We start from the raw sequence: 25,109 nt of genomic DNA on the forward strand, positions 1-25,109 counted from the left end.
CTCAAGTGACGCTGACCTCCGACGCGAGCAGGTCCAGGCCGAGCTGTCGCGCCAGGAACTGTGCCGCGAGCCGGCCTTTGACACTGTTGCCAGCGGCATCCAATCGAGCCGCGAAGGTCCCCAACGCGCCTTTGCCGGGTGACACCGTCACGATGCCGCCACCGATGCCGCTCTTCCCCGGTACGCCGACGTCGAGCAGCCAGTCGCCCGACGTCTCGTACAGGCCCGCGACGGTCATCACCGCCAGGGTCACCCGGGCGATATCCGGATCCACCACCCGCCGCCGGGTCGTCGGACAGACACCACCGTCCGCGAGGGTCGCTCCCATCACCGCGAGGTCGACCGCGGTGACCCGCAGACAGCTCTGCCTGGTGTACAGGTCGGTCGCTAGCTCCGCATCGCCAGCCAAAGCACCGACGCTGTGCAGGAGCGCCGCCAGCGAACGGTTGCGATGGTTCGAGGCCAGCGCCGACGCGAGCGCCTCGTCGTCCAGGACGAGTTCACGTCCCGCGAAGGCCGACAGTCCGTCGAGGATGAACCGCCACCGGGCATCCGGCGAATCGCCGGGCGCCAGACCGGCCGTCGCGATCGCTCCGGCGTTCACCATCGGGTTCGTACGCCCGGTCGCCGACTGCTCCACCGCGCGCAGCGAGTTGAACGGAAGCCCGGTCGCGTTCACACCGACCAACTCACGCACGGCATCGACACCGATCGCCTGAGAGACCAGCGCGAACGCGAACGGCTTGGCAACACTCATGATCGTGAACGGCCGACGCGTGTCCCCGGCCTCGAACAGCCGACCGTCGACAGCCGCCACACAGACCCCGAAGGCGTCCGCGTCGGCGCGCTGCAGCACCGGATACACATCGCTCACCGCACCGTCGGCAACACCGCGGAACGTCTCGTACGCCGCACGCACGAGCTCATCGACCCTGACCGCGGTGGGCAGGCCGCCGGTCGATACGTACCTGTCGGCGGCGGACATCTCAGAACGACCAGACGAGTGGGATGACGAGGAGCGCGGTCGCGAGCCACCAGAGCATCACCGGCAGCCCCAGCTTCCAGTAGTCGCCGAAACGATAGCCCGCGGGACTCATGATCATCATGTTCGCGGCCGTGGAGATCGGGGTGAGCAACGAGGCCGAACCCGCGACCGCGATCAGCATCAGCACGGGCTTGACCGACGTACCCGTGCCTGCCGCGGCGGCTACCGCGATCGGCGTGACGATCAGCACCGTCGCGGTGTTGCTGACCACCTGACCGAGGAGCGCGGTGAGGACGAACAAGGCCAGCAGCAACAGGTACGGACGGCCCGTGCCGACGGCGTCGACGATCAGTCCGGCGATCCGATCCGCACCGCCGCTCGACTGGATCGCACCCGACAACGGGATCAGGGCACCGATCAGTACGACGATCTGCCAGGAGATCGCCCGATACGCCTGCTGCGGCCGGACGACCCGGGTCAGCACCATCGCCGTTGCCGCGAGCAGGCCCGCCATCGCGGCCGGTACGGCGCCGGTCGCGAGCAGCACGATCATCGCGGCCAGGATCGCGACCGCTGTCGACGCGTTGGCGCCCCAGGGAATCGCCTGCCGCCGGACGGTCTGCGGCGAGTCCACGAGCAGGATGTCCCGGTCCTTGGTGAGCTCGTCCAGAGCCGCCCAGGCGCCGTGCACGAGCAGCGCATCGCCTTCGGCGAGCTGGGTCGGCCGCTTGCCGCGATCCTTGCCCATCCGCTGGACCGCGACGATGACGAGGTCGGGTCCGCGATGCATGCCCGGGAAGACCGTCTCGCCGACCAGCGACGACCGCGGCGGGACGACGGCCTCGACCACTCCGGCCTCGCGGGTCATCAGATCGTCGACCGGTGTCATGGCCACCGCGAGCCGCGCTTCGGCGGTCAGGCTGTTCACGTCGGCCTCCGCGCCGGTCACGACCAGCACATCGCCCACATCGAGCGCCGCCGTGTCGGGCCGATGCCGTCCGTGCCCGTCCTGGACCCCCGCGATCTCCACGCCAGGGTACGGCGAGAGGTCGAGCTCGCGGACCTGCCGGCCCACCAACGGCGACAGGTCGCGGACCCGCAGCCGGTAGAAGCCGTCGGCCAAGGCGGCGTAATGGGTGTCGAGGGTCTCGGCGTGCAGCGCGAGATCCGCGGCCGGGTGCGCCGGACGGGCGTTCGGCAGCAGCCGCGGACCGGCCAGCACCGAGATGGCGATCGTGCCTGCCACGATCGGCACTCCGACCACCGCGAACGCGAAGAAACCGAAGTCGCCGGCCCCCGCGTCGTGCGCCGCCTCCGAGACGATGATGTTGACCGGCGAGCCTGTCAGCGTGAGCAGCGATCCGGCGCTGCCGACGAAGGTCAACGGCATCAGCATCCGCGACGGTGGCTCGCCGGCCCGGATCGCCAGCATGACGACGAGCGGCAGCAGCGCCGCGACGGCTCCGTTCAGGGTGATCAGTGCGGTCAGCACCGCGCACAGTCCGGTGACGGCGATCAGCAGCCGGGCTCGCGTCGTACCGGCGTACCGCACGATGGTCTGCCCGACCCAGGCGGTCACACCGGTCGAGTCGATCCCCTCGCTCACCACGAACAGCGACGCGATCAGGATGACGACCGGATCACCGAAGCCCGCGACCACTGCGGGAAAGGCGACCAGGCCGCTCGCCCACAACACCAGCGCCGTGAGCACCGCGACGACCTCGACCGGCAGCCGGTTCCAGATGAACACCGCGACGACGAGCCCGAGGACGATCAGGCTCAGCGTCGCGTCGTCCATGACCGGCCCTAGCCGAGGTGCACCGGTGCGGACGGGCCCCAGGGAATCCCGATCAGGTACCAGACGATGTAGAACAGGGTCCACGTGACCAGCACGATGCCGGTGTAGGGCAGCATCATCGACACCACGGTGCCCATGCCGGCCTTCTTCCGGTACTTCTGGCACACCAGCACGATGAACGGCAGGTACACCATCAGCGGCGTGATCACGTTCATCGGGCCGTCGCCGACCCGGTAGGCCGCGACGACGGTCTGCGGCGCGATGCCGAGCCGGTAGAACAGCGGTATGAAGATCGGCGCCAGGATCGCCCACTTCGGGATCACTCCGGGCATGATCAGGTCGATGATCGCCACCAGCAGGATGAACCCGATCAGCAGCGGCAGCGCCCCGATGTCGGCCCGCTCCAGCAGATCCGCGAGACCGGTCGCGGCCAGCGTCGACATGTTCGTGTAGTTGAAGTAGGCAATGAACTGGGCGATCAGCAGCATCAGGAAGATCAGTCCGCCGAGCCCGTTGAAGGTCTTCACGATCGCGTTGATGACGTTGGTGCTGCCGGTCAGCGACTTCGCGCCGCGGCCGTAGCCGAGACCGGCGGCCAGGAACAGCATCGAGATGATGAAGAGCAGACTGCTCATGAACGGCGACGAGCCGAAGATCTCGCCGGTCTCGGGATTGCGCAGCGGAGCCCCGGGGATGAAGGTCAGCGCCGACACGATCGCGACCGCGACCAGCAGGTAGTAGACCGACCACCGCAGCCCGCGGGACTCCAGCTGCATCTCCTCGTCCGTCGGCTGGTGGTCGACCGGCGCGTCCTCGGGGGCTTCGGCCGGGTCGTACCTGCCGAGCCGCGGCTCGAGGATCCGCTCGGTGATGACCGTCATCACGATCGCGCAGAAGATCGTCGAGGCGATGCTGAAGAAGAAGTTGTGCGTGACGTTGAGGTGGATGTCGGGCGCGACCAGCGCGATCGTCTCGTTGGTGACTTCGGTGATGATGCCGTCCGCCGGGGTGATCAGCACGTTGACGAAGAAGGCCGCGCTGACCCCGGCGTACGCCGCCGCGATGCCGGCCAGCGGGTGCCGCCCGAGGGAGGCGAACGCGGCCGCACCCAACGGGATCAGGACCAGGTAGCCGGCGTCGGAGGCCACGCTGGAGATGCCGCCGAGCAGGACGATGATGAACGTGATCAGGCCTCTCGGCGCGACCTTGACCATCTTCCGGATCAGGGCCGCGATCAGGCCGGCCTCCTCGGCGACGCCGACGCCGATCATCGCGACCAGGATGACCGCGACGACGCCGAAGTCGTTGAAGTTCTGGACCGCGGTGGTGAAGATGTAGCGGATTCCGTCACCGGTCAGCAGACTCTCGGCCGTGATCGTCTCGTGGTGCACCTCGTAGTCCGGCACGGCGGGCGCCGGCGGTGCGTCGTTGCCCGCAACGCTCGTGCCTCCCGGGTACACCGGTGCGACCTCGACCGTCGCGGGCTCGACGACCTCGGTCGTGACGCTGGTGCCCGCCCAGGACAGGATCTGGGAGAGCACGATCACGAGGACGATCAGGGCGAGGAATATCAGCGCCGGGTGCGGAACCTTGTTGCCGACCTGTTCGATGCCGTCGAGGATCCGCTGCATCCGGCCCTTCTTGGTCGGACTCTCCCCCACGGCCTTGGCGTTCACGACCCCGCTCCGCTGCTCGCCGGTGGCGTGAAGGACAGCGCGAACTCGATCAGCAGCTTCGTTCCGAAGCCGGTCGCGCCCTTGTTCCGCCAGGTCCGCGGCGCCGGAAGCTGAGCGGTGCCGGCGATGTCGACGTGCGCCCAGGGATGCCCGGCGACGAACTCCTCGAGGAACAGCGCGGCCGTGATCGACCCCGCGTTGACGCCGCCCATGTTCGTCAGGTCGGCGACCGCCGAGTCGAGCTGTGACCGGTACGGCCGGTGCAGCGGGAGCTCCCAGACCGGCTCGTCGACGACCTCACCCGCACGCCGGACCTGATCGACGACAGTGGCGTCGTTGCCCATCACGCCGGCGATCTCGACACCGAAGGTCCGCAGGCACGCACCGGTCAGGGTGGCGATGTCCACGATCGCGTCGACCGGCTCCTCGGTTGCCAGCGCCAACGCGTCCGCCATCACCAGGCGTCCCTCGGCGTCGGTGTTCAGCACCTCGACCGTCGTTCCGTTGCGCATCCTAAGGAGGTCACCGAGCTTCAGCGCCGATCCCGAGGGCATGTTGTCGGTGCACATCAGGTAGCCGGTCACCGCCGACGTACATCCGAGGTCGCGCAGCGCCGTCATGGCCGCGAGCACCGCCGCCGCCCCGGTCATGTCGTTCTTCATCTGCGCGTGCGACTCGTCGCTCGGTTTCAGGCTGATGCCGCCGGAGTCGTACATGATTCCCTTGCCGATCAAGGCGATCCGGCCAGTGGGCTGCTCGGGTTCGTACCGCAACCTGACCATGCGCGGTTGGTCGACGCTGCCCCGGTTCACGCCGAGCAGTCCCCCGCAGCCCAGCGCGATCAACTGCTGCTTGTCGAAGACCTCCACCCGCAGCCCGGCCGCCGGACCGACCTCGAGCGCGACCTCCGCCATCCGTTCGGCCGACAGCGTGCTGGCCGGACAGTTCGCCAGATCCCGTCCCAGGCAGTACGCCGCAGCGACGATCCGGCCACGTTCCACGCCGCGACGGGCGGCCTCGGCATCCTCGTCGGAGGCGACCACCGTCAACGACTCCAACGTCGGCTCGTCCGCGCCACGGCCGACGAAGTACCGCCAGCGGGCGAGCAGAACTCCCTCGGTCACGGCCTGGGCGAAGTCTGTGACCGAGATGCCAACGTCCCGTGACGGCACCTCGATCGCGAGGCGCCGGTGCGACGGAACGGCCCGGGCGAACTCCGCGGCCAGGTCGCGCGCGATCGTGGCGTCGATCTGGTCCGGCGTCCCGATCCCGACGGCGACCCGGACCGGACCGCCGCCGTGCGGATGCACCAGCGTCTGGCCGCGTTCGCCGGTGAAGCCGGCCGCCGCCAGGCCGGCGGCGTCGATGCCGAGCTCGCCGCCGGGCGCGGCACCCACCGCCACCGGCACCGCGAGCGCGTCAGCCTCGGTCTCGGCCTGCTTCAGCGAAGCCACACCGACGGCCGCCTGTCGCCGGGTCGAGGGAATCGGATCGAAGTCGTCCGGGATCGTGTTCACGAGACCTCCTCCTGCCAACTGCTCCGGCGCCAGGTCAGGAGGTCATGTCGGATTCCTCCCGGGGGTGGCGCGCCGAGGGTGCGCACCGACCGCCTCATCCCACCAACGCGCCGCGCGGCCGTCCTCCTCCGATTAAGGTGATTCTCCGAAATTCGGGTGAGGTCCGGTCCCGGGGTCATTCCTGCTTGCGGTGCACTTTCGGGACGCGCGCCCCGATCCACACGGCGACGAGAACCAGCAGACCGATCCCGATCAGCCAGCCCCACAGGCCCTCGGAGACCGGGCCGAGCCGGCCCAGCCCGAAGCCGCCCGGGTCCTTCGCGTCCTGCAGCGCGACGATGTAGGCGATGACCGCGCGCTTGTCCTCAGGCAACAGGACGGCGTCGGAGAAGACCGGCATCTGCTGCGGTCCGGTCAGCATCGCCTGGTACATGTTCCGCGGCGTGGTCGACATCAGCGACGGCGCGTAGCGGCCGTTCGGCAGTGCGCCGCCCCGGCCGGCGAAGTTGTGGCAGGCGGTGCAGTTCGTCCGGAACAGTTCCCCGCCCCGAGTGACCTCCTCCTGCGTCGCCTTGCTGACGTCGTACGCGTCGGACGCCGGGATCGCGGGTCCGGGAGCGAGCGAGGCGATGTACGCCGCCAGCGCCGCGGTCTCGTCCTCGTTGTAGACGGGCGGCTTCTGCGGTATCTGCGCTCCGGGCTGGGTAGCAGGCATCCGGCCGGTGCTGACCTGGAAGTCCACTGCGGCCGCACCCACCCCGATCAGCGACGGGCCGGCCATTCGGCCCTCGCCGTTGGTCCCGCCTTGGGCGTGCAGCCCGTGGCAACTGGCGCACCCGACCGCGAACAGCCGCCGTCCTTCCTCGATCTGCTGGGACTGGGGACCGTCCGCGCCGGCGGCACCGTTCGGGACCAGCGCGGCGTAGGCCAGGCCGACGGCAACCAGCGCCGTACCGACCACCGGCATTCTGAGTCGGGACCTGAACCTCGAGCCGCGCAGCTTTCGCGGTGTCGCACCACCGGCATCGCGCATTTCCGCACCTCCTGGGCGCCGCGGAATCCAGCAGAACCGAACCCGGCGTTCTTGGGATCACCCGAATCGGGGGAGCCGGGGACGGGTCAGCGGGAATCGCGTGCGGCCTGCCGTCGGCTGCCGAGCGCGCGGGTGGAGGCATCCTTCTTGAGGCCCCCGGTGGTCTTGGCCGTACGCGGCCTCGTGCTGGTCGCCGGCGCGGGCTTGCCGGCCGGCCGCTTCGCGGTGGCGAGCGCCGGGCGGGCCGACCGCCCCGCCGCGATCCGCTCGGCCCGCAGTTCCATCGAGGCTCGCCGCGCGGCGGCTGCGACTTCACGGCTCACGGTGGCCAGCACCGACTCGAACAGTTCGGCTTTGTCCCGGTCGCGCTGGTTCCGGGCGTACGAGAGGCCGCGGCCGCCGACGTCGGCAACGGCCGCGCTCGCGCCGCGCCGGTAGTTCTTGACGTACTTCGTCCGCGCCCGCCGGATGCGCTGGTGCAGGTCCAGCAACTCGTCCTCGTCCAACTGCTTCAGTGCGTCCCGCTCGGCCTCGGCCACCAACAACCGCTCGGCCTCGGTCAACGAGTTCAGCAGGCCCTGATTCATCGCAGTCTCCTTTGTCCGCCGAGTGCCCCAGTAGAAGGCCCAGTAGAAGGACCCTTCGAGGGCCCCGTCGTTCCTGGCAGGCCGGTCTCCACCGCAGGTGCCGGCTGGACCAGTCCGAGCCCGCGTGCGATCCGAAGCGCCGCGGACCGCTTCTCCACACCGAGTTTCCGGTACAGCGCCATCAGGTGGGTCTTCACCGTGTTCTCGGTGATGAACAACGCCTTGGCGATCTCGGTGTAGGAGTTGCCGAGCGCGAGCTGGTCCAGGACCTCGGCCTCCCTCGCCGTCAGCCGGATCCGCGCACCGTTCACGACAGCGCTGAGGCGACGAGGCGGTACGGCGTGTGCGTCCGGCCTGGTCCGCATCAGCAAGGTCGTTCCACCGGACCCGGTCGACCTGCTCCGGTAGGCGGACAGCTTCTCGAGCGCGATCGGGGCGAACGGGTGCGAGTTCGGTCTTACGACGTACTCGCGGAGCTGGTCGAGGAAGACCGGCTCACCGCCCGCGGGGATCAAGGCATGCAGGATGCGCTGCGGTGCCACTCGAATGAGGGTGTCGACCAGCGACGCCTCGGCAGCGACCGGGTCGGCCGCGCGCACCAGCAGAATGGTCCGGAACGCCGCCCCCGCTGATGCGACAGGTGGGTAGATGCCCGGGCGGGCCAGTACTCCGTCGATCATCGACACCGTCGCCCGCAGGTCGCCTTGCCCGATGGTGAGCATGGCCCGAAGCAACTCGGCCTCGGAGCCGCTCCCGACCCGGTCGAGTTCCGCGAGTTGCACCACGGCGCCGTGCTCGTCCCCGATCAGCACCGCCAGCCGGAACCGCAACAGCGCCCAGTCGCGCGCCAGGAACGACGGCAGCGGACCGACCGCGGCGGGATCGGCGTTCAGCTCGGACAACGCCTCGTCGAGCCGGCCGTCCTCGATCAGCAGCACGCCCCGGAGCAGCGCGCGCAGTGCCGCGACGACCGTGTCGGACTCGGCGGTTTCCGTCACGGCGACGAGCTCGTGCCAACGCCACGCCTCGTCACGCCGCAGGTCGCTCAGGGCCGCGAATCCCAGCACCACGTAGGCGCGCACGGCGTACTCCCACGGGAGTTCGTCGCCGCCGGTATCGAGCGCCTCCCGGGCCGACCTGGCGGCATTCCGCACCTGACCGCGGACGTACTGCACGACGGCGCGGTGTACGAGTCCGCCGGCGATCAGCCTGGCATGCGCCGCCATCCGTGCCGACACAAGCGCCTCGTCCAGGTGCGCCGACGCGCTGTCGAGGTCGTCGGCCCAGGTCTCCGTCGCGGCCAGCTCGATCAGCAACCAGGCCAGCCGTTCCGGTCCGAGTACGGCTTCGCTGCGTCGGCCGCCCGCTGTCCGATCCAGCGCCAGCAAGGACCGGGTTCGATCGATCGCCGCATGGACGTCGTGCCATCCGTACCGGGATTTCCACAGCCGCAGCAGCAGTGCATCCGCGTCGAGGGCATCGTCGTCGGGCGTCGGTGCCGCCGGATCCCGCTCGTCGGTCAACCGGTCCGCCGCGGCTGCGTCCATCATCGCGCCGGCCACGTCGCCGGACACGCGACGCAGCAGGCCGCGGACACCGGTCAGGTGCGGGTGGGTCTCGAGGTAGTCGGCGGGAAGTACCGCGAAGGCGGCGGCGACCAGATCCCGTTCGCCGGCCGCGAGCAGCTCCGGTCCGCGGCCCAGCACGATCCGCGCCACGAGTGCCGGATCCTCCGCGCCCAGTGCGCCGCGCAGCGCGGTGACGCTGTCGCCACGGCTCTCGTAGTACAGCGCGGACCGGTGCTGAGCGGCCGCGACGATCCTCGCGCACTCCGCGCTCCCGACGACCTTGCGCCGCAAGAGCTCGACGAGCAGCGGGTGGTAGCGGTACACCGGCTCGCTGCCCGCACCGTCGACGTACGCAGTGACCAACAGCCCGTTGCGGGCCAGGTCCGCAAGCACGGCGGGCGCATCCGAGTCGTCGCTCAGAATCGCGGCCAGCTCGCCGGTGACCGACGGGACCCCGAACGTGCTCAGCAGCATGGTCTGGACGCGCTCGTCCAGGGTGCTGAAGGTTTCACCGAGGAACAGGTCGAGAACAGGGCCCTGGTTGACCGGTGACCAGGCGACTTCGCCGGACGCCGCGAAGCTCCGGGCCGCGAGGACCAACGCGGCGGCCCAGCCAGCCGTGTTGGCCTGGAACAATCGGATGTCCGCGGCCGTCGCCTTGCCCGCGTGTGCCTTCACCAGTTCGGTTGCCTCGGCGTCGGTGAAGCGCAGGTCCCGCGAGCGCAGCGTCAGCGCCAGGCCCCGCAACTCGAGCTCCGACACCGGCAGCGGCAGGTCGTACCGGCTGGCGAGCACGATGCGCAGCGAGTGCGGCGACTTCCGCAGTACCAGTGCCAGATCCGCCAGAATAGTTGCCGACAGCAAATGACCGTCGTCGACAACGACCAGGCCCGGGGCCTGCGGGTCGCCGGCCATCGCCTGCTCGAGAATGGGTCCCAACGAGCTCGCCGCTTGCCCACCGATCCACGTCACCGGCGTACCGGGCGCTCGCCAGCGAGTCACCCAGTCCGACAACAGGACCGTCTTGCCGGTGCCGGCCGGTGCGACCAGCATCGTGAGCGGCGACCGTGCGCCGAGGTCGAGCGCGGCATGCAGGCGCTCCCGGACGACCAAGGTCGACGGCGGACGCGGGACAGCCCCCACCCCCTGCGGGTCACCTGCCTGGTGCTGCCGGTCGATCGAGGTCACCCTCGTCGCCCTCCCCTGGCCGACGTACTGCACCTTCTTGACCAATGCGACCTGGTCTTGAACTCCGTCGTTGCCCCAGCGCTCCGAAATATCGAGACTAGCTGGACTCAACCGATTCCGGCAGTGTCCCTAACCGATCGCGGCACCGACCGACTACGAGGTCATGCGTTCGACTTCCCAGCAGGCCGAAGCCGGTTGAAGAAACGGACCATGGTCCGTTAATGTGGTGGCATGGAGACGCGGGCGGGACTCGACCGGATCAACGAACTCGGGCAGCGGGATCATTTCCTGGCGGTAGCCATTACTCAGCGACGGTCCGGTGAGCCGGCCGCGTCGGTGGTGAACGCCGGGGTGATCGACCATCCGGTGACCGGGGAGCCGGTCGTGGCGTTTGTTGCGCGTGGGGGCACCGCGAAGCTCGCGCACCTGCGGCGGACGCCTGCCGCGACGCTGGTGTTCCGCGCGGAGTGGGAGTGGATCGGCGTGAGCGGATCGGTCGAGCTGGCTGGTCCGGACGATCCACTGGCCGAGGTCGACGCGGAGCGGTTGCGGGTGCTGTTGCGGGACATCTACCACGCAGCGGGCGGCGTACATCCGGACCTGGAGGCGTACGACCGGGAGATGGTGGCGGATCGGCGTACGGCGGTGCTGATCACGCCGGAGCACTTCACCAGCAATCCGTCCGGCGCCGACCACGAGGAGGACGAGTGAACGTCGTACCCGGGACGATTCAGGTCTGGTCGGATTTGTTGTGTCCGTTCGCGCAGGTCGCGATTCACCGGCTCCGGACCGCTCGGGCCGAGCTCGGGCTGGACGGGGTGGTGCGGCTGGATCACCACACGTTCGCGCTGGAACTGTTCAACGGTCCGCACTCCCGGCCGGGGACCGACAGCGAGGCGGTCGGGCTCGGGCAGATCGCGCCTGAGATCGGGTTCCGCCTGTGGACACAGCCCGACTGGACCTATCCGTCGACGGTGCTGCTCGCCGCCGAGGCGGTCCACGCCGCCAAGGCCCAGGGCTTACAGGCCTCGGAGGACCTCGACGCGGCGCTGCGCCGGGGCTTCTGGTTCGAGTCCCGGCCGATCGGTCACCGGCAGACCATCCTCGAGATCGCGGCCGACGTCGAGTCGGTCGACGCCACCGAACTGGCCGCGGCCCTCGACGACGGCCGGGCACGATCCGCGGTGATGGGCGACCATGCCGTCGCGGTCACCGATGCCGTGCAGGGCAGCCCGCACCTCTTCCTCCCGGACGGCACCAACATCCACAACCCGGGCATCGAGGTGCGCTGGGAAGGCCCGTGGGCCTCCGGCTACCCGATCGCTCAGAGCAACGACCCGGATTGGCCGAAACGCCTCCTGCACGCCGCCGCGGCACCCGGATCCTAGATTTCTGCCGGACTCGCGTCATGGTTCGGCAGGCCGAGCGTCTCAGGGCGTACGAGTCGCCCGCCGGCCAGGTGGGCGACCACCATCGGTAGTCAAACGGGGATCCGCCATGTTGATCGACAAGCTGCGCAAACAGCTGCCCACCACGACTGCGGCCGAGGCGCTGCTCGAGCCGGATCCAGCACCAACCCGAGGGCGGCATCGGCTGCGCGGGCCGAGCCATGACACGGTGTTCCGGCCGCTGCTCCAGGCGCTGGCGGGCGGATCGGATCCGATCCCGCATGCGGCCGCGGCAGGACGACGGCTGGCAGAACGCGAGGTTCCGCTGACGGCGGCCCTCGACGTACTGCGGAAGACGTATGCGACCGTTGACGAGGAGCCGTCGTTCGAGGCGGTCCGGGCGTTGTGCCAGAGCTGGACCGAGTGCACGCTCACGTACCTGCATGCCTCGTCGTGCGAGGACGCCGGCACCGGACTCGCCACCACCCCGCACCTGCGGACCCGACTGACCGAGCTCTACCGGATCGCCGAGCGTCAGGGTTGGTACCTCCCCGACACCCACACCCTGGTGATCACCGAATCGGTGGCAGCCCATCCCTGCGACTCCCAACTGGCCAACCTCGGCGGCGCGATCGGGACCGTGTTCCGCGAGCCGGAGGTCATCGCCCGACTGGGCGCCGCCCGGGTCGCCACGATCGTCCGCCTGGACGACCACTTCACCGAACACGTCGGCACGCTGCGCTCGATGATCGGCTACTGGCCGGACAGCGATTCCGGCACGGCAGGAACGCCGCGGACCAAGATCTGGTCCGAACGCCTGCCAACGCTCTCCGACTGGTCGGACAGCTTCGTCAACGACCTCGCGCTGACCTGAGCTAGCGTTGGCAACTCACCGTGACGAAGGAGTTACTGATGGCTGATGAAGAGGCCTGGAGCGGGGTTGTCGTCAAGAAGTCCCGGGCCATGTACGACGGCGCGAACCTCTACCGCAAGCTCGAGGTGGAGCTCGACGGCGGCGAGGTCCGCGACGTCAAGGTGAAGCGCGACCTCTGGAAGCAGCTCGAGGTCGGCGACCGCGTGACCAAGGCAGCCGGCGCGGATCCGGCGCGCGGCTGATCCCCGAGCTGACACCGATTGCTTCAGGCCGGGCCGGCGACGATCCGGGAGTAGTACGCGCGGGCGTCCGGTGTGCGGCCGGTGCCGAGCACGCGCAGGGCCTCTGCCAGGTCCGGGTAGTCCTGCTCGAGCAGGTGTGCGGCACTTTCGAGCTCGGCCGCCGACGCCACGGCCCGCAGTACGTCCTGGATCACCGTCACCGGATCCCCCGCCGGCTGCGGCCGGGCAGGCGCGGCCTCGGCGGGCTGGACCTCGGAGGTCACCATGGTCAGCGTGGAACGTTCGGCCGCCCGTACGTCGGCGAGCCGGCGCGACCGCTCGTCCTGCGAGAGCGCGTCCCACGCGGCGTCGCCGACCATGGCCTCCAGGTGCAGCAGCCGGGAGAGCACCGCGGGACTGCTGATCTTCGACCGATGACCGGACATCAGCTGCGACAACATCGGCGCCGAAAGTCCCAGCACCCCGGCAAGTTGCGCCTGCGAAAGGCCCAGCCGCGCCAGCAGCCGGGCGAACCGGTCGCCGAGCGGCTCGCCGTACCATTCGATCTGCCGCTCGACGTTGCGGGTGTGCGCGTCGGTCACTTTTCCTCCGGAACTTTGCGGTTGCAAATCACAAATGCAAACGCTAGGGTCATCATTGTTCCGATCTGCAAACACTGGGAGTAGCAATGATACGCCGCGCTGCACTGTTAGCCGTAGTCGGGCTCGCCATCGCGTTAACGTCTGCAAACGCAGCCGCGACCCCGGCCGCCGACCCGTACTCGCCGGTGATGGTCGTGCTGGACTCGTCCGGGTCGATGAAGGCACGGGACGCCGGCGGCACGGGCACCCGGATGGACGCCGCCAAGCGCGCCGTCTCCACGATGGTCGACGGCCTTCCGGCGGAGGCCCGGGTCGGGCTCACCATCTACGGCGCGGGCACCGGCTCGGCCGGATCCGAGAAGGCCGCCGGCTGCAAGGACGTCCAGGTGGTCCAGCCGGTCGGCGCGGTGAACAAGCCGGCGCTGAAGGCCGCGGTGAGCCGCGCACAGGCTCGCGGCTACACCCCGATCGGCCAGTCGTTGCGGACCGCCGCGGCGCAGCTTCCCGCCGAGGGGCAGCGCTCGATCGTGCTGGTCTCCGACGGCGAGGACACCTGCGCGCCGCCGCAGCCGTGCGAGGTCGCCAAGGAGCTGCACCGGCAGGGCATCGACCTGCACGTTCACACCATCGGATTCCGGGTCGGCGCCGCCGCCCGCGCGCAGCTCGCCTGTATCGCGCAAACCACCGGCGGTACGTACCACGACGCCGACGACGCCGGCACGCTGACCGGCGTACTCGGACGCGTCACCGAACGGGCACTGCGGCATTACGAGCCGGTCGGCAAGCCGATCACCGGGACGAACGACCCGACCACGGCGCCGCTGGTCGCCCCCGGCCAGTACGTCGACACTCTCAACTCGCAGGAAGAGCGCTTCTACGCGGTCGATCTGAAGGAGGGCGAGACGCTGTACTTCGCCGGCACCGCGATCTTCCCGCGCGGCAACGTCCGCGACATCGAAGCGCTGGACATTCGCATCACCGGCCCGGGCGGCGCCGACTGCTACAAGCGCGAACGGCAACTGCACACCCGCGCCAAGGCCGACGGCGGCAGCCTGAGCACTGTGCTGCGCTGGGACGAACTGGCGGACGGCACCGGCCAGAGCAGGACCTGTGACGAAGCGGGCCGCTACACGCTGCGGCTGACCCGCGACAACAAGGGCACCGACCGCGTGCCGGTCGAGCTGCTGGTCCGGGTCGAGCCGCCGGTCACCGGCGGAAAGGGCGATCCCGCGCAGGCCGCGCTGGTCCAGTTCGCGGGACAGCCGGCCGGGGCCGGTCAGGCGGTCCGTGGCGGCGGTTCCTTCAACGAGGCCACCACGCTGGCCGGTTCGGGCCGGTACGCCGAGACGGTGTACTACGGCGAGCAACTGTTCTACCGCGTCAAGCTGGACTGGGGTCAGGGGCTCGCGTACCGGATCACGTACGGCGGGGTGCCGGACGGGGAGACCGTCAACGTCGCGACGTCCCTGTTCAACCCGGTGCGGGACGAGATCGACAGCGACACCACGGCGTACACCGGGAACACGATGACGCTGCCGTTCGACGGCAAGCCGATCGCCACGACCCGGGTGATGTACCTGAACCGCGACGGGGGCGCCGCGGACATCCGGAAGATGGCCGTCGACGGCTGGTACTACATCATGGTCAAGCTCGGTGCGGCCGATGGTGCGGGCGGCGTACCGGTCAAGATCGACCTGGCGGTGGCAGGTACCAAGGTGAGCGGGCCTGAGTACAGCTCCGTGGGCAGCACGCCTGAGGCGACGCCGAGCGCCGAACCGTCGTCGAGCGAGTCGTCGAGCAGCTCGCCGTCCTCGTCGCCGGAGGGTGGCTCGGGCACTGCGAGCGGGCCGATCGACGGTCGGGCGAACTCGGACGACTCCAGCTCTGCGCTCCCCTGGGTGATCGGAGGAGCGGCCGGACTGCTCGCGGTGGCGGGTGTGGCGATCGCGCTGATCCTGCGCGGCCGGCGCCCGTCGGGACCGAGCCGGCCCTACTAGCTGACCTTCACCCAGAGGTACGACGATCCTTGCTGGCGGCACTCAACCCGAGTGCCGTCAGCAGCCGTTTCTACCGAGCCGGCCGCCTGCCATCCGCACGGTTGGCCGGCCCGGATCTGCGGATCCGCGGACCGGGTCGCCGGGGTCGCCGGTGTCACGCCGGTCGTGCCCGGACCTCTGGTAATCGGTCCGCTGACTGACGTCGAGCTCTCGGACGATCCGGTAGGCGACGGTGAAGCACCCGACGGCGGAGGCTGATCCCCGAACGGATCGAACACCGCGAGCAACGCAGCACCCCCGCCCCCGACCACCGCCACCATCACAGCCACCGCAACAACAACCGCCGTACGCCGCCCAACACGGCCACCCGCCCGCCGAACCTCACCCCGCTGCGAGGCCTCCCGCGCGGGCGGATGGTTGGCCTGGGCGTCGTGGGGTGGGTGTTCCTGGGCGGGCGTGTGCCCTTCGTCCTCGGGAGATGCGGGGGCTGCGTCCTGGAGCGTGGGGGTTGGGCTGGTGGCGGGGAGTTGGGGTAGGTGATCGAAGACCTCGATGAGTTCGCCGTCGGGGGTGTGGGCTGGGACCGCGAGGGGCTCGGCCAGGGACGGGGCGAGGGCGGCGAGGGCTTCGGCCGCGGATTCCGGGCGGGTCGTCGGATCGGGTTGGGTCAGGGCGGCGACCACGTTCCAGATCGGGTCGGTGGCGTCCGGCGGACGCGTCGGCAGGGATCCGCGTTCGGGAGGCTCCGCGCCGGTGAGCAGCTGCCAGGCGGTGACGCCGGCGGCGTACAGATCCTGGCGTGGCGATGGCGCGGCCCCGGCAAGTACCTCCGGAGCCAGGTAACCCGGCGTACCGACGACCGTCCCGTGGACCGTCAGTCTCGGCTCCCCCAGCGCGATCGCGATACCGAAGTCGCTCAACCGCAGCATCGGCCGCGCAGTGCCCGTTGTCTCGAGCAGCAGGTTCGCGGGCTTGACGTCGCGGTGCAGAACACCAGCGGTGTGGATCTTGTCGAGCGCCCCGAGCAGCTGACCCAACAGCTCGGCAGCAAGCCGCGGCGGAAGCGGTCCGAAGTCCGCCACCAGGTTGTCCACGGATCCGCCGCCGACGAGATCCATCGCCAGCAACGCCATGTCGTCGTCGGCCGCCCAGCCGTACGGCGACAGCACGTTCGGGTGATCGAGCCGGCGCCCCTGCTCACGGACGAAACGCAACAGCGCACCGGCATCGCGCTGCCGCAGCACCTTGGCCGCGCACAGCCGCTCCTGCCGCCGGTCCCAGGCCCGCCACACGGTGCCTGCTCCACCGACCCCGATCGGGTCGATGAGCTCGAACCGTCCGGCGAACACATCCGGCACCCCGTGGACCTCCTAGTACGTCGCAGCTGGACGCACACCGTATTCCATCACGATGCCCAGTCGGCCCTGCTGATCGAGAAGCGCCGGTAGTAGCTCGCGGCCCCGAGCAACGATTCGTCCTCCCCGCGACCGGTCTCCGTCATGCCGAGTGCCGCCAGGATGCGCACGGATGCCCGGTTGGCGTCCACCGCCTCGGCCCAGATCTCCTGGAGCCCCAGTACGTCGAACCCGTACTCGAGCCCGAGCCGCGCCACGATCCCGCCCAGGCCGAGTCCCCAACGGTCGGAAGGCCCGATGACGTAGCCCAGTTCGCGCCGATCCGGCTCCGCACCGGCCAGATCGACGTACCCAACCACTTCGTCGCCGGCAACTGCCGCACGGCGGAGATGGTCCGGTATCGGGCGTTCGATCAGCGCCCGCCAGTGCGCCTCGAGCTCAGCCGCGGGCAGGTCCACCGTCCAGCCGGCATGCTCACAGAAACGCCGATCGCGCCCCCACGACACGTAGCTCGCGAGATCCGCCAGTTCGAGCGAGCGCAGGAAGATCCGCTCCGCGGGAGAGTGCATGTGAGCACCCTAGGCCTGCCGCTGGAGCCCGCCGTTCGCGCGACCTGGCGTCAGCATCACCACGAGCGCGCCGGTGACGAGGTAGATCACTTGCAGGAAGTGGAATCCACGGATCGAGGCCAGCTCTCCGATGATCCAGAACACCATGACGGTCCCTGCAACGATGCCGGCGAGTTGCCAGCCGTCGATGCGCTTGACCAGAACGGTGGCGGCGATCAGAGAGGTGCCGCCGACCAGGGCCATCAGGATCACACCGGGGAAGTAGTTGCTGGGAAAGTCGGTGTGCCGAACCCAGGACGGCTGCTCGGGGATCCAGTCCATCATCAGCGCGAGCCCTCCGGCCACGGCACTGACCCCGTTGAACAGCAACAACCCGAGCAAGATCTTGTCCTGCCGACCCAGACGTGCTGGCAGCGGTAGAACACCGCCGAGCTTCCGATCAATCACCATGACGATCCCCTCCGCCCCCAGCATGATCCGCACCGGGGACCGCCTTCAGGGTCCATCGACCCCTCATCGCCAGACAACCGTCCCCCGAAGACGAGGCGCCGCCGGCGTTCTCTGACCGTTCGACTTGGTCCTGCGGATCAATCCGCGGCAGCCTCGCGGATCAGACGCACTGCCTCGGGTGCGCCGCCGTCCCACGCCGGTCCGTGGCCGGGCAGCACCCAGGTGGCGTTCACGTCTCCCAGCCTGTCGAGCGACGCGATCGCCTGGTTCGGCTCGAGCGTGAACGGCGCCGGCTTCGGGCCGGTCGCGCCGGTCAGCACGTTCCTCGTCGTGAACGTGTCGCCGAGGAACACCGCGTCGACAGCCGGAACATGCACGGCGACACTGCCCGGTGTGTGCCCAGGCATGTGGATGATCCGTGGCGCGCCGGGGATGTCGAGCACCTCGTCGACCGCGACCGTCTGGAGACCGGTCGCGGGCGGGATCCGGAGACCGCCGTGCCGTGCGGAGTACCACAGGAAGCTCGCGAGCGGCCCCACCTTGATCGGGCCCCATCCGGAGTTCGGCTTCTTCACGTCCAGCCGGGCGCGCGGCGCGTCGGCCTCATGGATGTACGCCGCGATGCCCTTCTCGGCGTACAGCCTGGCAGCGAAGCCGATGTGGTCGGTATCGCCGTGGGTCAGGACCAGCGCCCGCACGTCGTCGAGCGAGAGTCCCAGCTCCTCCAACTCGGCCTGCAACAACTTCCAGTAGCCCGGCAGGCCCGCGTCGATCAGGGTGACCCCGTCGCCGGTGACGACGAGGTAGCTGTTGACGACGTCCGAACCGATCCGGTGCAGCCCATCGGCGATCCTCACGACATGCGCTCCTTCTTGCTCAGCCCACGCCGACGCGCAGTGATGGCTACACTATGTAGCCTTGGTGAGGATGACAAGAGGAATCCTCAGAGACAGCCAGAGGTGGTCGCGATGCCCGCCCAGGCAGTGACGTCCGAAGCCGCGATCGTGGCGTCCGCTCGGCGGCTGCTCGAGGAGCGGGGCGCAGCCGCCCTGACCATGCGCGCCATCGCGGCCGAGGTCGGCGTGAAGAGTCCCTCGCTCTACAAGCGGGTCCGGGACCGCTATCACGTCATCGGGCTCGTGCTCGACCAGGTGGCCGACGAGCTGACCGACCTCCTGGACGCCGCCGCCTCGACCGGCAACCCGATGACCGACCTGCGGGCGATGACCTCGGCCTACCGCCGGTTCGCACTCGCGAACCCGGCGACCTACGGCCTGATGTTCAACTCCGACCCGCTGATCGGCGGCGCGGAGGTGCGGTCACGACGCACGAGCACGACCCTGCTGGACCGGATGGAGCTGCTGGCGGGAGCCGACGACGCGCTGCCGTCAGCACGCATGCTCGTCGCCTGGGCACACGGCTTCATCACGATGGAGCTCGCCGGCGCGTTCCGCCTCGGCGGCGACGTCGACGCCGCCTGGGACTTCGGCCTGTCGCGCGTGCTGTCCGCCCTCGCGATCGACTGAGGGGTTCCGCAAACCCCTTGGGAGCTGCCCACCGGGCGTTCTGAGCTCAGCCTGAAAGTGAGTGGAAAGCGAGTGGAAAGGTTCGCTGGGTAGCTTCGCGGTGTCACTGCACGGACTCACACACCGTGGCCGACTGACGGGCCGTCACCATCCTGGGGCGCCGCGACGAGGGGAGTGGCGCCCCAGTCCGCCGTCGTTGAACTACTGGGGAGATCGTTGTATGCGTACCAGTTTGCGGGCGACCGTCGTCGCTGCCGCCACCGCGTTGATGGTGCTCGCCGGGACTTTTGGTGCCCGCGACGCCTCGACCGCTGAGAACCTGTCCGACGCGGAGTTCTTCAGGCTCCTCGACTACGGCGTGGCCGGATTGGGCCAGGTCCAGGCCGCCGTACAGAAAGGTGACTACGCCGCGGCCAAGCGTGAGCTGCTCGCCTACTACCGGGCGCGTCCAGCCAACGATGCCGGGAAGTTCACGCACAAGGACTGGCCCGGTGTTCTCGAGTTGACGCCCGACCACATCTGGACGCTGGGCTCCGGCGAGGCCTACCTGACCACGGCGCGTTTCGGCACCCAGGAGGCAGCGGTCAGCGCTGATGTCACCTCCGCCATCACGGGCAGAACCGCCGGCTTCCTGCTGATGGCGCGGATCAAGGATCCGGTCACGGTCGTCGTCAACAGCCGCGAGAAGGCCTCGGGCAAGCCGGCGTTGCGGCTGACGCTCGACGACGGGTCGGTGCGGACGCTCAACCCCACAGCCGACACGTACATCAAGGCAGGTGCCGACGCTGGTACGGCGTACGGCGCCAAGGACCAGCTCCAGGTCCGGGATCAAGGCGCTGGTCCGTTCACGGCCGAGACCCGGAAGGCCTTCCTGCAGTTCGACCTGACCGGCGTCTCCGGTGTGCGCAACGCGACACTGACGCTGACCGGGCGGGCGGACGCGGCCAAGGACGTCATGGTGTTCAGCAACTCCGAGACGTTCGTGGAGAGCACCCGCACCTGGAAGAACACCGTGCAGAACACGTATTCCTGGCAGGGCGACCCCGGCGGCTTCGACTGGCTGCTGCCGACCGGCGCCGACAAGGAGTACTGGTACCAGTTGGCGCGCTTCTTCTTCGCCGGTCCGCTGGCCACGGCGTACCAGAAGACCGCCGACGAGAAGTACGCCGATGCGCTGATCGGCACCATGACCGACTTCATCTCCGATGCCGACGGGTACGGCACCGAGTACGGCGCGGGCTCGTATCCACGCAGCCTGGACACCGCGCGGCGGCTGGACAACTGGACGGCGGCGTACGAGATCCTGCGCACCAGCCCCTCGCTGGACGCAGAGGAGAATGTCCAGATCCTGAAGACGATGTACCGATCGGGCCTGCACCTGCAGGGCAACGTCCACGACAGCCCGAACTGGATGCAGACCCAGAAGATCTCGCTGCTGCACGCCGCCGTCTACCTACCGGAGTTCACCGCGGCCGCGGGCTGGCGGACCAACGCGGCCGACTTCCTGGCCGCTCAGCTGAACGACTCGACCTACCCCGACGGCGGGTACCGGGAGGCGACCAGCGGCTACGCCCGCGGGTACGTCGCGCAGTACGTCGACCTCGTCGAGTTCATGAAGCAGCACGGGATCGCCTTCCCCGCGACCGAGAAGCTCCGCGCACTCGGCCACTTCCTGATGGACCAGACGCTCCCGAACGGCTACACCGCGAACTACGGCGACAGCGGCAGCGACGACCAGCGCTCGATCCTGCGCCGGCTCGGCGAGCTGCTCGGCGACCAGGAACTGATCTACGTCGGTACGTCGGGGAAAGCCGGCACGAAACCCCAGCACGTCGCGGCGCGGTACCCGGACACCCGGGTGGCAGTGTCCCGCTCGGGCTGGTCGGCGGCCGATTCCTACCTGCGGTACAACATCGATCGCGGCCCGCACAGCCACCCTGATGAACTGTCGCTCGTCACCTACGCACACGGCCGCGAGTTGCTGGTCGACCCGGGCACTTACTCCTACAGCTCGGACCCGCGATCGGACTGGCTGCGCAAGACCACCGAGGCCCACAACACCGTCGAGGTCGACAACCTCCCGCAGAACAACACAGCCGCCGGGGAGATCACCCATTTCGTCAGCAACCCTGCGTTCGACCTGATCAGCGGGAACACCGACGCGTCCGCCAAGGCTTGGCACGCGAGGTCTGTGCTCACGCTGCGCTCGGGGGTGTCGCTGGTGTCCGATCAGCTCAAGCCGCGCGACACCGCAACGCATCGCTACGAGCAGAACTGGCACTTCCTGCCGGACGCGAATCCCGTGCAAGCCGCCACCTCCAAAGCAGCGGTCACCAAGTTCGCCTCCGGTGCGAACCTGACCGTCGTCCCGGCTGATCCCGAGAAGCTCACAGCCCAGGTGCGCAACGGGTACTACTCGCCCGCGTTCTATCACGTGAGTGACGCGAAGTACGCCTCGTATGTCAAGCAGGGCAAGGGAAACGCCACGTTCGACACACTGCTGCTACCGGCGCCGGCGGCTGCCGATGACGCCGTACGGATCAATCGGCTGGCGGTCGGGACACTGACGCCGGATCTCGCGACGGCACTGGACATCCGGTACGGCGACGGTGGCCGGGGCACGTACTACAAGTCGTGGGCCTCGAAGGCCGCCCGCTCGTTCGGGTCGTACAGCTTCGACGGGAAGATGCTGTACGTCCAGGAAGGAGCCGTCCAGTCGTTGGTCATGTACGACGGATCGTCGGTCAAGCGAGCCGGCAAGGTTCTGCTCACCTCGCCGGTCACGGTGAACGATGTCGCGGCCACGTACGCCGGTTCCACGCTGCGTGTCGACGGCCGCGGGCTCACGGCCTCGACCGATCCGGCGAAGGCGATCGGCATCGCCGCTCCGAACGCCACAGAGGTGCTGCTCAACGGCATCCGCGTCACCTTCTCCCGCACCGGCGACCTCGTCTACGCGGCGGCAGCGCCCTGAGGCAGCAGACGTAGGGCAGTTGCTGATCACGAGCAGCTTGTAAACAAAACGGCCCTGACCGGCATCGTGCACGTAAAGGGGTGGTGCACGATGTTCAAGGCAATTGGTACGGCGGCTGTGCTGGTGGCAGGAAGCCTGCTACCTGGTACGGCGATGGCAGCGGGGAGCTCGATCTGCGGGATGGGACTGGGGTCGGTGACTTCCGGAGGTGACCACCGGGAACAGCCGATCACCGCAACCGTGCCGCCCAGCGCCGGCGAAAACGCCCTCGTAGCGAGCAGCGTCTACGCACCCGGGCAGGTGCGGACCAGTAGCACGTTTGTCGGCGAGGCCGACCCGGACGTCGGAATCATCGTCGACGGCTTCGTCCTCATCGGCGACGGGCTGTACCGGACCTCCTATGACGGGAACAGCGTTCAGGACGGCAATCCGGGGAATCGGATCGGCGGTGGCTGGGGAGCCTTCGTCGCGCTGGAGCAGTCGCAGTACCAAGGCCCGAACGACGCCAACATGACCCGCTGGAACACCTACGGGCTCCGCAGCGACGGCACCCTGTTCCGCTGGACCCTCGACGCCAAAGGCGTCTGGCGGAGCAAGGCTTCCGCACCCGGATTCGCCGCGGTGAAGTCGATGGTGCTGATCAGTCAGACCAAGACCTACGACACCTTCCTCGCCAACACGCGCGGCGGTGCCCTGTACACCATCCACATTCCGACCAGCGCGCCGATGAAACCGGTCGTCAAGCAGGTCCGCAGCTCGACCTGGCAGGGCTTCGAAACAATGGTCGCGCAACAGTGCGGACAGTACGGCACCGTTCTGCTCGGCATCGACAAGGACACCGACACCGCCTACCTGTACGCCGTCGGCCACGCCAACGGAACTACCACGGTCATCCAATCCCGCGGCAAGGTCCCGGCCACCCTCACCGAAAACATCTACTTCCGCTGGCTGGTCCCCAACGGCCCCCTCAACGGCGAATGAAAAGGACTAGTGTTCTGAGAACGTGTCAGCCGAGGCCCTTCAGCAACTGCCGGGCCATGACGATGCGTTGGACCTGGTTGGTGCCTTCGTAGATCTGCGTGATTTTGGCGTGGCTTGCAGGCCAGATCGGCGCTGTCCGCCGATCTGGCCCGTGACCTGCACTTTCATGCTCACCGGTTTCCGTCGCTGATCGAGGTTTGTCAGCGTCCCACGGAGCAGCGACGGAGCAGCGCCCTATGTCACTCGCCGAAGAGTTGCTCGTCCAGGCGGGTCATGTGAAAGTAGACCGGGTCGGTGAAGATGGTGGTTACCTCGCCCCGGCTCTGGATAACCGTCGCGAGTCCGTTCGCGTGGCCGACGGCGTACAGATGACCTTTCCCCGTCTGCTTGTCGAGACCGAATAGCAGCGTTCCGTACTGGCCGCACTTGGCGGCGACCATCGTCTCGAAGTTCTGCCAGGTCGAGCGGCGGACGAGCCTGACGACAGGCTTCATCGGTGAGGTCGTAGGGATGTGGATCGTGTACAGCGCCCCACCACGGGTGTTGGCCAGGAACGTGTCATACGTCCGAGTCTTGCTGATCAGAGCCATCGACTTGACCGCCGCGAACCCCGGGGCCGACGTCTTGTGCTGCCAGCCGCCTTCCCATCGGAACAGCGTGCCGTCGCCGCGCAGCCCGTAGATTTCGGTACGCCGAAATCCGTCGGACGCTTGGTAGTACGACTTCTCAAGCGCCGTGAAGCTCGCCCAACCACCGCCTACGCGACGGAGGCTGCCCTCGACAACCTGGCCGCCTTCCATCCTGTAGGCGCTGTCGTAGGCCGCGTCCCCCATGACGACCTCGCTGGACACCTCGGCGTCTCCATAGTCCGGATCGACGTACACGCTCGCCGCGCTGCTGAGCCTGACTTGCCCATCGGGAAACACATCCTTGGCCAGGACGTACGTCCCGCCGGTGGGAGGCACAGTCGCTGTGACCGATCCACGAGCGTGGTCACCGCCCGGCGTCACAGACCCAAGCCCCACCCAACAGGTATCTGTCGTCGCATCCGGGCCGGCTGCCGCTGGTCCGGACACCACACCTGCGGCCAAGACAACAACTCCGAGTACGCCGATCATCCGCGTGCATTTCATCATGTCGAATCCCCCTGGTTCCGCATCGAACCCAGCAACGCACCTATCACGAGGTACCGGCCCGGGCCCTGGCGGAGATGGCTACGCCAGGACCCGAGTCCCGCGATGAACTGGCCCCTCAGGCAGCACCCCTCTGCACCGCCCAACCAAGATTCCCAAGGCACCCGCTCGCGTTCCAGGGACCGAAGACCCACACCCAGCAGGACCTTGGTCCATCTACGGACCGCCTGGCGTCACCAAATAGCGCCCTCGGGGGGCGCGTTGATCATCGAACGCAGCCTTCCGGCCGCCGAGGTCACACTTCCCAGGTGCGCAACTGCGGGACCCGGGCCACCCGGCCGACCTCCAGGTCGTAGGCGAAGCCCTTGTCGAAGTCCTGGTCGTCCAGATAGCCCCGGATCGCTGTGGTGTCGGTGTACAGCCTCAAGGTGCGGCCGGAGACGACGGCACGCGTGATCATGTACGCCGCATTGCGGGGCTGACCGGTGTCATCGACGTACACGGATCGGCCGGCGAGCGTGGCGGGATCACAACCGTAGGCGGGCCAGGGCAGGTCGAGGCCGATCTCGATCATCGTCGACTCGGCAAGCTCGCGGGTGAAGTCGCGGACGGGCAGTTCCTCGGCACCGGGGTCCAGGGCTTACCTTGATAGACACTACATGCTATTCCTCAAGCACGCGCAGCAAA

22 protein-coding genes are annotated in these 25,109 nt (G+C 68.8%); 8 read left to right on the top strand and 14 right to left on the bottom strand.

Annotated elements, in window-relative coordinates; translation table 11 throughout:
* Position 1: 1 nt before the first annotated feature.
* The 7 genes from glsA to E0H45_RS31445 form a co-directional block, all read right to left on the bottom strand.
* Entirely contained in the window at positions 2–985 is a 984-nt protein-coding gene (gene glsA, locus E0H45_RS31415) for a glutaminase A (protein ID WP_131344188.1), read from the bottom strand.
* Between the two features lies 1 nt (position 986).
* The gene (locus E0H45_RS31420) at positions 987–2,783 is read right to left on the bottom strand and encodes an SLC13 family permease (protein ID WP_131344190.1); all 1,797 of its coding nucleotides are present in this window, start codon (positions 2,781–2,783) and stop codon (positions 987–989) included.
* An 8-nt stretch (positions 2,784–2,791) separates the two neighbouring features.
* Positions 2,792–4,459, bottom strand: a complete 1,668-nt coding sequence (locus tag E0H45_RS31425) for an AbgT family transporter (protein ID WP_202872626.1) — start codon at positions 4,457–4,459, stop codon at positions 2,792–2,794.
* Complete coding sequence (locus E0H45_RS31430; protein WP_202872627.1) at positions 4,456–5,976, bottom strand: leucyl aminopeptidase family protein; 1,521 nt, start codon at positions 5,974–5,976, stop codon at positions 4,456–4,458. Before E0H45_RS31430 ends, E0H45_RS31425 begins: the two co-directional genes overlap by 4 nt.
* Before the next feature lie 175 nt (positions 5,977–6,151).
* On the bottom strand, positions 6,152–7,009 hold the full coding sequence (gene qcrC / locus E0H45_RS31435) for a cytochrome bc1 complex diheme cytochrome c subunit (RefSeq protein WP_420323354.1): 858 nt from the start codon (positions 7,007–7,009) through the stop codon (positions 6,152–6,154).
* Between the two features lie 86 nt (positions 7,010–7,095).
* Positions 7,096–7,596 (bottom strand): hypothetical protein, encoded by a 501-nt coding sequence (locus tag E0H45_RS31440; protein WP_131344192.1) that lies wholly within the window; start codon positions 7,594–7,596, stop codon positions 7,096–7,098.
* Complete coding sequence (locus E0H45_RS31445; RefSeq protein ID WP_131344194.1) at positions 7,593–10,352, bottom strand: LuxR C-terminal-related transcriptional regulator; 2,760 nt, start codon at positions 10,350–10,352, stop codon at positions 7,593–7,595. Before E0H45_RS31445 ends, E0H45_RS31440 begins: the two co-directional genes overlap by 4 nt.
* A gap of 231 nt (positions 10,353–10,583) precedes the next feature.
* Between E0H45_RS31445 and E0H45_RS31450 the strand changes: the two genes are divergently transcribed.
* From E0H45_RS31450 to E0H45_RS31465, 4 genes are all read left to right on the top strand, one after another.
* On the top strand, positions 10,584–11,063 hold the full coding sequence (locus tag E0H45_RS31450) for a pyridoxamine 5'-phosphate oxidase family protein (RefSeq protein ID WP_131344196.1): 480 nt from the start codon (positions 10,584–10,586) through the stop codon (positions 11,061–11,063).
* The gene (locus tag E0H45_RS31455) at positions 11,060–11,740 is read left to right on the top strand and encodes a DsbA family oxidoreductase (protein WP_131344198.1); all 681 of its coding nucleotides are present in this window, start codon (positions 11,060–11,062) and stop codon (positions 11,738–11,740) included. The genes E0H45_RS31450 and E0H45_RS31455 overlap by 4 nt, the downstream gene beginning before the upstream one ends.
* A 109-nt stretch (positions 11,741–11,849) precedes the next feature.
* A complete protein-coding gene (locus E0H45_RS31460) occupies positions 11,850–12,614 on the top strand; it encodes a hypothetical protein (protein ID WP_131344200.1) in 765 nt (254 codons plus the stop codon).
* A gap of 38 nt (positions 12,615–12,652) precedes the next feature.
* Positions 12,653–12,856, top strand: coding sequence for a DUF7489 domain-containing protein (locus E0H45_RS31465; protein WP_131344202.1), 204 nt, complete (start codon positions 12,653–12,655; stop codon positions 12,854–12,856).
* Positions 12,857–12,879: 23 nt separating this feature from the next.
* On the opposite strand, the gene E0H45_RS31470 is transcribed toward E0H45_RS31465, so the two are convergent.
* Positions 12,880–13,437: a helix-turn-helix domain-containing protein gene (locus tag E0H45_RS31470; RefSeq protein WP_131344204.1), complete on the bottom strand. Its 558-nt coding sequence runs from the start codon at positions 13,435–13,437 to the stop codon at positions 12,880–12,882.
* An 86-nt stretch (positions 13,438–13,523) separates the two neighbouring features.
* Between E0H45_RS31470 and E0H45_RS31475 the strand changes: the two genes are divergently transcribed.
* The gene (locus tag E0H45_RS31475) at positions 13,524–15,434 is read left to right on the top strand and encodes a vWA domain-containing protein (protein ID WP_131344206.1); all 1,911 of its coding nucleotides are present in this window, start codon (positions 13,524–13,526) and stop codon (positions 15,432–15,434) included.
* Here E0H45_RS31475 and E0H45_RS31480 read toward each other — a convergent pair.
* The 4 genes from E0H45_RS31480 to E0H45_RS31495 form a co-directional block, all read right to left on the bottom strand.
* Positions 15,431–16,792 carry a serine/threonine-protein kinase gene (locus E0H45_RS31480; protein ID WP_131344208.1) on the bottom strand — a complete coding sequence of 454 codons (1,362 nt, stop codon included), beginning with the start codon at positions 16,790–16,792 and terminating at the stop codon, positions 15,431–15,433. The two genes, E0H45_RS31475 and E0H45_RS31480, sit on opposite strands and share 4 nt — an antisense overlap.
* Positions 16,793–16,839: 47 nt before the next feature.
* The gene (locus tag E0H45_RS31485) at positions 16,840–17,358 is read right to left on the bottom strand and encodes a GNAT family N-acetyltransferase (RefSeq protein WP_131344210.1); all 519 of its coding nucleotides are present in this window, start codon (positions 17,356–17,358) and stop codon (positions 16,840–16,842) included.
* A gap of 9 nt (positions 17,359–17,367) precedes the next feature.
* Positions 17,368–17,808, bottom strand: a complete 441-nt coding sequence (locus E0H45_RS31490) for a hypothetical protein (protein WP_131344212.1) — start codon at positions 17,806–17,808, stop codon at positions 17,368–17,370.
* Positions 17,809–17,945: 137 nt separating this feature from the next.
* Entirely contained in the window at positions 17,946–18,665 is a 720-nt protein-coding gene (locus E0H45_RS31495) for an MBL fold metallo-hydrolase (protein WP_131344214.1), read from the bottom strand.
* A gap of 111 nt (positions 18,666–18,776) precedes the next feature.
* Here E0H45_RS31495 and E0H45_RS31500 point away from each other — a divergent pair, with 111 nt between their 5' ends.
* The 3 genes from E0H45_RS31500 (at position 18,777) to E0H45_RS31510 (ending at position 23,289) form a co-directional block, all read left to right on the top strand.
* Positions 18,777–19,334, top strand: coding sequence for a TetR/AcrR family transcriptional regulator (locus tag E0H45_RS31500; protein WP_131344216.1), 558 nt, complete (start codon positions 18,777–18,779; stop codon positions 19,332–19,334).
* Between the two features lie 220 nt (positions 19,335–19,554).
* The gene (locus tag E0H45_RS31505) at positions 19,555–22,308 is read left to right on the top strand and encodes a heparinase II/III family protein (RefSeq protein ID WP_131344218.1); all 2,754 of its coding nucleotides are present in this window, start codon (positions 19,555–19,557) and stop codon (positions 22,306–22,308) included.
* 90 nt (positions 22,309–22,398) lie between these two features.
* On the top strand, positions 22,399–23,289 hold the full coding sequence (locus tag E0H45_RS31510) for a hypothetical protein (protein WP_238155437.1): 891 nt from the start codon (positions 22,399–22,401) through the stop codon (positions 23,287–23,289).
* Between the two features lie 239 nt (positions 23,290–23,528).
* Here the strand turns inward: E0H45_RS31510 and E0H45_RS31515 are convergent, their stop codons facing one another.
* Both E0H45_RS31515 and E0H45_RS31520 read right to left on the bottom strand, forming a co-directional pair.
* Entirely contained in the window at positions 23,529–24,254 is a 726-nt protein-coding gene (locus E0H45_RS31515; RefSeq protein ID WP_238155438.1) for a hypothetical protein, read from the bottom strand.
* 463 nt (positions 24,255–24,717) lie between these two features.
* Positions 24,718–24,996 carry a hypothetical protein gene (locus tag E0H45_RS31520; protein WP_131344222.1) on the bottom strand — a complete coding sequence of 93 codons (279 nt, stop codon included), beginning with the start codon at positions 24,994–24,996 and terminating at the stop codon, positions 24,718–24,720.
* Positions 24,997–25,109: the final 113 nt, after the last annotated feature.

It is taken from the genome of Kribbella soli (assembly GCF_004331345.1).
GTDB classification, from domain to species: Bacteria; Actinomycetota; Actinomycetes; order Propionibacteriales; family Kribbellaceae; genus Kribbella; species Kribbella soli.

What these genes read in the sequence shown, in the direction of transcription:
- glsA (WP_131344188.1), bottom strand. Translation starts at nt 985, where the DNA reads ATGTCCGCCGCCGACAGGTACGTATCGACCGGCGGCCTGCCCACCGCG.
- E0H45_RS31420 (WP_131344190.1), bottom strand. Translation starts at nt 2,783, where the DNA reads ATGGACGACGCGACGCTGAGCCTGATCGTCCTCGGGCTCGTCGTCGCG.
- qcrC (WP_420323354.1), bottom strand. Translation starts at nt 7,009, where the DNA reads ATGCGCGATGCCGGTGGTGCGACACCGCGAAAGCTGCGCGGCTCGAGG.
- E0H45_RS31440 (WP_131344192.1), bottom strand. Translation starts at nt 7,596, where the DNA reads ATGAATCAGGGCCTGCTGAACTCGTTGACCGAGGCCGAGCGGTTGTTG.
- E0H45_RS31450 (WP_131344196.1), top strand. Translation starts at nt 10,584, where the DNA reads ATGGAGACGCGGGCGGGACTCGACCGGATCAACGAACTCGGGCAGCGG.
- E0H45_RS31460 (WP_131344200.1), top strand. Translation starts at nt 11,850, where the DNA reads ATGTTGATCGACAAGCTGCGCAAACAGCTGCCCACCACGACTGCGGCC.
- E0H45_RS31465 (WP_131344202.1), top strand. Translation starts at nt 12,653, where the DNA reads ATGGCTGATGAAGAGGCCTGGAGCGGGGTTGTCGTCAAGAAGTCCCGG.
- E0H45_RS31475 (WP_131344206.1), top strand. Translation starts at nt 13,524, where the DNA reads ATGATACGCCGCGCTGCACTGTTAGCCGTAGTCGGGCTCGCCATCGCG.
- E0H45_RS31485 (WP_131344210.1), bottom strand. Translation starts at nt 17,358, where the DNA reads ATGCACTCTCCCGCGGAGCGGATCTTCCTGCGCTCGCTCGAACTGGCG.
- E0H45_RS31490 (WP_131344212.1), bottom strand. Translation starts at nt 17,808, where the DNA reads ATGGTGATTGATCGGAAGCTCGGCGGTGTTCTACCGCTGCCAGCACGT.
- E0H45_RS31500 (WP_131344216.1), top strand. Translation starts at nt 18,777, where the DNA reads ATGCCCGCCCAGGCAGTGACGTCCGAAGCCGCGATCGTGGCGTCCGCT.
- E0H45_RS31505 (WP_131344218.1), top strand. Translation starts at nt 19,555, where the DNA reads ATGCGTACCAGTTTGCGGGCGACCGTCGTCGCTGCCGCCACCGCGTTG.
- E0H45_RS31510 (WP_238155437.1), top strand. Translation starts at nt 22,399, where the DNA reads ATGTTCAAGGCAATTGGTACGGCGGCTGTGCTGGTGGCAGGAAGCCTG.
- E0H45_RS31520 (WP_131344222.1), bottom strand. Translation starts at nt 24,996, where the DNA reads ATGATCGAGATCGGCCTCGACCTGCCCTGGCCCGCCTACGGTTGTGAT.